6 protein-coding genes are annotated in these 7,206 nt (G+C 70.9%); 3 read left to right on the plus strand and 3 right to left on the minus strand.

All coding sequences use genetic code 11. The features are described 5' to 3' along the window. The 3 genes from G3I53_RS14285 to G3I53_RS14295 form a co-directional block, all read right to left on the minus strand. Window positions 1–553 (minus strand): biotin/lipoyl-containing protein (locus G3I53_RS14285; RefSeq protein ID WP_343240619.1); only part of this gene is annotated, 553 nt, incomplete at its 3' end. 63 nt (window positions 554–616) lie between these two features. Next, window positions 617–2,005, minus strand: coding sequence for a dihydrolipoyl dehydrogenase (gene lpdA, locus G3I53_RS14290; protein ID WP_164336984.1), 1,389 nt, complete (start codon window positions 2,003–2,005; stop codon window positions 617–619). A 224-nt stretch (window positions 2,006–2,229) separates the two neighbouring features. Continuing rightward, window positions 2,230–3,780: a leucyl aminopeptidase gene (locus G3I53_RS14295; RefSeq protein WP_164336982.1), complete on the minus strand. Its 1,551-nt coding sequence runs from the start codon at window positions 3,778–3,780 to the stop codon at window positions 2,230–2,232. Between the two features lie 250 nt (window positions 3,781–4,030). Here G3I53_RS14295 and G3I53_RS14300 point away from each other — a divergent pair, with 250 nt between their 5' ends. The 3 genes from G3I53_RS14300 to G3I53_RS14310 all read left to right on the plus strand — a co-directional run bounded on the left by G3I53_RS14300 (window position 4,031) and on the right by G3I53_RS14310 (window position 7,127). Beyond that, window positions 4,031–4,819 carry an endo alpha-1,4 polygalactosaminidase gene (locus G3I53_RS14300; protein WP_164336980.1) on the plus strand — a complete coding sequence of 263 codons (789 nt, stop codon included), beginning with the start codon at window positions 4,031–4,033 and terminating at the stop codon, window positions 4,817–4,819. Window positions 4,820–5,020: 201 nt separating this feature from the next. Continuing rightward, window positions 5,021–6,757 (plus strand): cytochrome c oxidase subunit I, encoded by a 1,737-nt coding sequence (ctaD, locus tag G3I53_RS14305; protein ID WP_343239694.1) that lies wholly within the window; start codon window positions 5,021–5,023, stop codon window positions 6,755–6,757. A gap of 28 nt (window positions 6,758–6,785) precedes the next feature. Further along, window positions 6,786–7,127 (plus strand): hypothetical protein, encoded by a 342-nt coding sequence (locus G3I53_RS14310; protein WP_164334595.1) that lies wholly within the window; start codon window positions 6,786–6,788, stop codon window positions 7,125–7,127. Window positions 7,128–7,206: the final 79 nt, after the last annotated feature.

A 7,206-nucleotide genomic window follows, 5' to 3' on the forward strand; every position in this document is an offset into this window, starting at 1 on the left:
GGGTGCCGGACGCGGGGGCGGGGATCTCGGTGTCGACCTTGTCCGTCGACACCTCCAGCAGCGGCTCGTCGGCCTCGACGCTGTCACCCACCGACTTCAGCCAGCGGGTCACGGTGCCCTCGGTGACGGACTCGCCGAGCGCGGGCAGGACGACGTCCGTGCCCTCGGCGGAGCCGCCGCCGGCCGTGGCCTCGGCGGTGGGAGCCGGGGCCGGGGCGGACTGCTCGGTGGACGGCTGGGCCTGCGGCTCGGGGGCCGGGGCCGGGGGAGCGGCCTGCTCGGCCGCGGGCGCCGGGGCGGCCTCGGCCGCGCCGCTGCCGTCGTCGATCAGGGCCAGCTCGGCGCCGACCTCGACCGTCTCGTCCTCGGCGACCTTGATGGAGGACAGCACGCCGGATGCGGGCGCCGGGATCTCGGTGTCGACCTTGTCGGTGGAGACCTCGAGCAGCGGCTCGTCGGCCTCGACGCGCTCGCCCTCGGCCTTCAGCCACCGGGTGACAGTGCCCTCGGTGACGCTCTCGCCGAGCGCCGGAAGGGTTACGGAAACCGCCATGGTTTCGGTTGCTCCTTACGAAATTGCGGAAGTCTGTGTCGTCGCGCCCGAAGACGGAAGGCGTCAGTCGTGGGAGTGCAGGGGCTTGCCGGCCAGCGCCAGGTGCGCCTCGCCGAGCGCCTCGTTCTGCGTCGGGTGGGCGTGCACGAGCTGGGCCACCTCGGCCGGCAGCGCCTCCCAGTTGTAGATCAGCTGGGCCTCGCCGACCTGCTCGCCCATGCGGTCGCCGACCATGTGGACACCGACCACGGCGCCGTCCTTGACCTGGACCAGCTTGATCTCGCCCGCGGTCTTGAGGATCTTGCTCTTCCCGTTGCCCGCCAGGTTGTACTTCAGGGCGACGACCTTGTCCGCGCCGTAGATCTCCTTGGCCTTGGCCTCGGTGATACCCACGGAGGCGACCTCCGGGTGGCAGTACGTCACCCGCGGGACACCGTCGTAGTCGATCGGAACGGTCTTCAGGCCGGCCAGACGCTCCGCCACCAGGATGCCCTCGGCGAAGCCGACGTGCGCGAGCTGGAGCGTGGGGACCAGGTCACCGACGGCGGAGACGGTCGGGACGTTGGTGCGCATGTACTCGTCGACCAGGACGAAGCCGCGGTCCATGGCGACCCCGGCCTCCTCGTAGCCCAGGCCCTGGGAGACCGGGCCGCGGCCGATGGCGACGAGCAGGACCTCCGCCTCGAACTCCTTGCCGTCGGCGAGGGTGACCTTGACGCCGTCCTGGGTGTACTCGGCCTTCTCGAAGAAGGTGCCCAGGTTGAACTTGATGCCCCGCTTGCGGAAGGCGCGCTCCAGCAGCTTCGAGCTGTTCTCGTCCTCGACCGGGACGAGGTGCTTGAGGCCCTCGATGATGGTGACCTCGGTGCCGAAGGACTTCCACGCGGAGGCGAACTCGACGCCGATGACGCCGCCGCCCAGCACGATCGCGGACTTCGGCACGCGGTCCATGACGAGGGCGTGGTCCGAGGAGAGGATGCGGTTGCCGTCGATCTCCAGGCCGGGCAGCGACTTCGGCACCGAACCGGTCGCCAGGAGGACGTGGCGGCCCTCGACCCGCTGGCCGTTCACGTCGACGGAGGTCGGGGAGGACAGCCGGCCCTCGCCCTCGATGTAGGTGACCTTGCGTGAGGCGATCAGCCCCTGCAGGCCCTTGTACAGGCCGGCGATCACGTCGTCCTTGTACTTGTTGACGGCCGCCATGTCGATGCCCTCGAAGGTGGCCTTCACACCGAACTGCTCGCTCTCGCGCGCCTGGTCGGCGATCTCGCCCGCGTGCAGCAGGGCCTTCGTGGGGATGCAACCGTTGTGCAGGCAGGTACCGCCGACCTTGCCCTTCTCGATCAGGGCGACGTCCAGGCCCAGCTGAGCCCCGCGCAGGGCCGCGGCGTACCCACCGCTGCCACCGCCGAGGATCACTAGGTCGAAAACGGTGCTGGCGTCGTTCGCCACGTCACGTCCTCCATGCATGTGCGCCACGCCGGTCTCCTGTGACCGGTCGGCGGCTGGTGTGCGGCCGCTGTTGGTTCTCGGCCCTTCGGTGGGGGCCCTGTCCTGCCGAGCCCTATCCTCGCACTTGTCGAGCCCGTTCGAGACGTGGGGCCGTGGTGTGAGACGTCCCACGTCCGCCGCCGGGGCCTCGCTCTACCCGCGCGCGAGGCCCCGGCGGCCGGACATCAGGCCAGGTCGCCGGACGCGGTCAGCTCCGCCAGCCGGACCAGCGTACGGACGGCCGTGCCCGTGCCGCCCTTGGGCGTGTACCCGAAGGGGCCGCCCTCATTGAACGCCGGGCCCGCGATGTCGAGGTGGGCCCAGGTGATGCCCTCGCCGACGAACTCGCGCAGGAACAGGCCGGCGACCAGCCCGCCGCCCATCCGCTCGCCCATGTTCGCGATGTCCGCCGTCGCGGAGTCCATGCCCTTGCGCAGGTGCTCGGGCAGCGGCATGGGCCAGGCCGGCTCGCCGACCTCCTCGGCGGCCTCGTGCACCGCGGTGCGGAAGGCGTCGTCGTTGGCCATGATCCCGAACGTGCGGTTGCCCAGCGCCAGCATCATCGCGCCGGTCAGCGTCGCCACGTCCACGATGGCGTCCGGCTTCTCCTGGGAGGCGGCCCACAGGGCGTCCGCCAGGACCAGGCGGCCCTCGGCGTCGGTGTTGAGCACCTCCACCGTCTTGCCGCTGTACATGCGCAGCACGTCACCGGGACGGGTCGCCGATCCGGACGGCATGTTCTCGGCCAGTGCCAGCCAGCCGGTGACGTTGACGTCGAGGCCCAGGCGGGCGGCGGCGACGACCGCGGCGAACACGGCGGCGGCACCGCTCATGTCGCACTTCATCGTCTCGTTGTGCCCGGCCGGCTTCAGGGAGATGCCGCCCGAGTCGTAGGTGATGCCCTTGCCGACGAAGGCGAGGTGCTTCTTGGCCCTGCTGGAGGTGTAGGACAGCTTCACCAGCCGCGGACCGGAGGCGGAACCGGCGCCGACGCCGAGGATGCCGCCGTAGCCGCCCTTGGTGAGGGCCTTCTCGTCCAGCACCTGCACCTTGATGCCGTGCTCCTTGGCCGCCGCCTGCGCGACGGCCGCGAAGGCCTCCGGGTCGAGGTCGTTGGGCGGGGTGTTGATCAGGTCGCGCGCCCGGTTGAGCTCCTCGGCGACCGCGGTGGCCCGCTCCAGGGCGGCCTTGTAGGCCCGGTCGCGGGGCTTGCCGCCGAGCAGGACGGCCTCGGCGAGCGGCGCCTTGCCGTTCTTGCCGTTCTTGCTGTCCTTGGCGTCCCCGGCCTTGTCCTTGTACGCGTCGAAGGAGTACGCGCCGAGCAGCGTGCCCTCGGCGACCGCTCCGGCGTCGGCCGCGTCGGTCAGGGGAAGGGCGAAGGCGGCCTTCTTGGCACCCGCCAGGGCCCGGGCCGCGACACCGGCCGCCTTGCGCAGGGCGTCCGGGGCGTAACCGGAGTCCTTCTCGGGCTGGGCGCCCAGGCCCACCGCCACCACGAGGGGGGCCTTGAAGCCGGACGGCGCCGGGAGCTTCGTCACCTCGCCCTCGGCACCGGACGCGCCGAGCGTCTCCAGGACGCCGGCGAGCCCGCCGTCGTACGCGTGGTCCACGGCCTCGGCGCCCGGTGCGACGACCGGCGTCCCGGACCCGGACGCGGTGCCCTTGGCGACACCGATCACGATCGCGTCGGCCCGCAGGCCGGGCACCGCGGCGGTGCTGAGAGTGAGAGCAGTCACGGTGGTGAATTCTCGCTTCCGATGTGAAGTTGCTGTGGCCGAATGGTGTGGGTCGACCGGGCCCGGCAGCCGACCCTAGTTGCGACGCGAGGGCGCGGTCACGGCGGGGCCTTCCCCGGTACGGCGGACACCCGGGACGAGACTACGCGCGTATGTACGCTCGCTCATTCCTGCGGTCCCCTCCGCTTTCCCCGCCCCGGCCCGCCCCGCCGGCCGCTCCCGCGGCCGCCCGTCCACGAGAAGGACCCCGGTGAGACGACCGACCCTGTCCGTCGTGCTGCTCCTGCTGCTGCTCGCGGGCTGCGCCGCGCCGCCCGGCCGCCCGGCGGGAGAGGACGGCGACCGCTGGCGGCCCCGGCCGGGCACCGGCTGGCAGTGGCAGCTCAGCGGGCGCCTGGACATGTCCGTCGACGTGCCGGTCTACGACATCGACGGCTTCGACCACTCCCGTGGCACGGTCGCGGCGCTGCACCGCGACGGCCGGAAGGTCATCTGCTACCTGTCCACCGGCGCCTGGGAGGACTTCCGGCCGGACGCCGGCGACTTCCCCGCCTCCGTGATCGGCCGCGGCAACGGCTGGGAGGGCGAGCGCTGGCTCGACATCCGCCGCACCGACGTCCTCGGCCCGCTGATGGCCAAGCGCCTCGACATGTGCCGCGCCAAGGGCTTCGACGCGGTGGAACCGGACAACATGGACGGCTACCGCAACCGCACCGGCTTCCCCCTCACCGCGGCCGACCAGCTCCGCTACAACCGGCTGATCGCCCGGCTCGCCCACGAACGCGGCCTGTCGGTGGGGCTGAAGAACGACCTGGACCAGATCCCGCGGCTGGTCGGCGACTTCGACTTCGCCGTCAACGAGCAGTGCGCGCAGTACGGCGAGTGCGCGGAGCTGACCCCGTTCGTCGAGGCGGGCAAGGCCGTCTTCCACGTCGAGTACGAGCTGCCCACCGACCGCTTCTGTACCGAGTCCCGGCGCCTGGGCCTGAGTTCGCTGCTCAAGAAGTACGACCTCGGGCCCTGGCGCCGCGCCTGCTGACCGGAACCGGCGGCCGGCCCGGGCCCGCCCGGCGGCGGCCCGGCGTCACCCGCGAGAGCCCTCCTCACCCGAACGCAGTACGCCAGTCAACTGGACGCGCGCCACGACGCGCCGTTTCGTCCCGAGTTCTGCCAGAGTCGGCAGCGGTCGCGCCATGCTGCCTCCCGGAACCATCCCGAGCCCTCAGCGAGGAGCGGAACAGTGGCGAACGAGAGCACGGTGGGCTCACTGGACAAGGAGTCCACGGAGTCCTACGAGGACGAGCTGCCGGTCCGCAGCAGAAAGCCAGGCGCGATCGTCGTCTCGTGGCTGACCACGACCGACCACAAGACGATCGGCACGCTGTACCTCTCCACCGCGTTCTCGTTCTTCGTCATCGGCGGCATCATGGCGCTGGTGCTGCGCGCCGAACTGGCCCGGCCGGGCCTGCAGATCGTGTCGAACGAGCAGTACAACCAGATGTTCACGATGCACGGCACGGTCATGCTGCTGATGTTCGCCACCCCGCTGTTCGTGGGCTTCGCGAACTGGATCATGCCGCTGCAGATCGGGGCCCCCGACGTGGCGTTCCCCCGGCTGAACATGTTCTCGTACTGGCTGTTCCTCTTCGGCTCGCTCATCGCGCTGGCCGGCTTCCTCACGCCGGACGGCGCGGCCAGCTTCGGGTGGACGGGCTACACCCCGCTGTCCGAAGCGACCCGCTCCCCGGGCCTCGGCTCCGACCTGTGGATCATGGGCCTGGCCTTCCAGGGCTTCGGCACCATCCTCGGCTCGGTCAACTTCATCACCACGATCATCTGCATGCGGGCGCCCGGCATGACGATGTTCCGCATGCCGATCTTCACCTGGAACGTGCTGCTGACCGGTGTCCTGGTCCTGCTCGCCTTCCCGGTGCTGGCGGCGGCACTGCTCGCGCTGGAGGTGGACCGGAAGTTCGGGGCGCACGTCTACGACGCGAGCAACGGCGGGGCGCTGCTGTGGCAGCACCTGTTCTGGTTCTTCGGTCACCCCGAGGTCTACATCATCGCGCTGCCGTTCTTCGGCATCGTCAGTGAGGTCATCCCGGTCTTCGCGCGCAAGCCGATCTTCGGCTACCTCGGTCTGATCGGGGCCACCATCGCCATCGCGGGCCTGTCGGTCACCGTGTGGGCGCACCACATGTTCGCCACCGGGGCGGTGTTGCTGCCGTTCTTCTCGTTCATGACCTTCCTCATCGCCATTCCCACCGGGGTCAAATTCTTCAACTGGACAGGGACCATGTGGCGGGGGTCATTGAGCTTCGAGACACCCATGCTGTGGTCGGTGGGCTTCCTGGTCACCTTCCTCTTCGGCGGCCTGACCGGCGTCATCCTCGCCTCGCCGCCGCTGGACTTCCACGTGACCGACTCCTACTTCGTGGTCGCCCACTTCCACTACGTCGTCTTCGGCACCGTGGTGTTCGCGATGTTCTCCGGCTTCCACTTCTGGTGGCCCAAGTTCACCGGCAAGATGCTCGACGAGCGGCTCGGCAAGATGACCTTCTGGACCCTGTTCGTCGGTTTCCACGGCACCTTCCTGATCCAGCACTGGCTGGGCGCCGAGGGCATGCCGCGCCGCTACTCGGACTACCTCGCCGCCGACGGCTTCACGGCGCTGAACACGGCCTCCACCATCGCCGCGTTCCTGCTGGGCATGTCGCTGCTGCCGTTCTTCTACAACATCTGGAAGACCGCCAAGTACGGCAAGCCGGTCGGCGTCGACGACCCGTGGGGCTACGGCCGCTCCCTGGAGTGGGCCACCTCCTGCCCGCCGCCGCGGCACAACTTCGTCACCCTGCCCCGGGTGCGCAGCGAATCCCCCGCCTTCGACCTGCACCACCCGCAGATCTCCGCGGTGGACTGGGCGGACAACCGCCCCGACACCTCCAAGACCGTGGCCCCCGGCGACCAGCACAGCTGACCCCGCCGGCCGGAGCGTGGAGGAGCCCGTGGACCCCAGTCAGGAGAGCGCGCGCGGTCTGGTCCGGCTCGAGGGCCACCTGCTGTGGGCCGCGGAGATGGAGGACGCCCGGCGGCGGGCGGGTGCCTTCGCCGAGCAGCTGCCGTGGCTGACGACCGCTCAGCGCGAGGACGTGGAACGCGTCTACACCGCCGAGCGGGTCGCCGCCTCCCGGGCGTACCTGCTGCGGATCCGCGACCGGGTGGCGGAGCTGCGCCAGGAGTACGAGGACCGGTACCGGCGGCTGCGGACCCGGTGCGTGGCCGCCGCCGTGGTCGTCGCGGCGGGCGGCGTGGGCACGGCGGCCGTCGCTCTCCTCACCCGGCACTGACCGTCCCGCCGGTGCCGGTGCCGGTGCCGGTGCCGGCGCTGTGCCGGTCCGCGGTCGCCCGTCAGCCCAGGGACGCGAC

Source organism: Streptomyces sp. SID14436, assembly GCF_010548465.1.
In the GTDB taxonomy this organism is placed as follows: Bacteria; Actinomycetota; Actinomycetes; order Streptomycetales; family Streptomycetaceae; genus Streptomyces.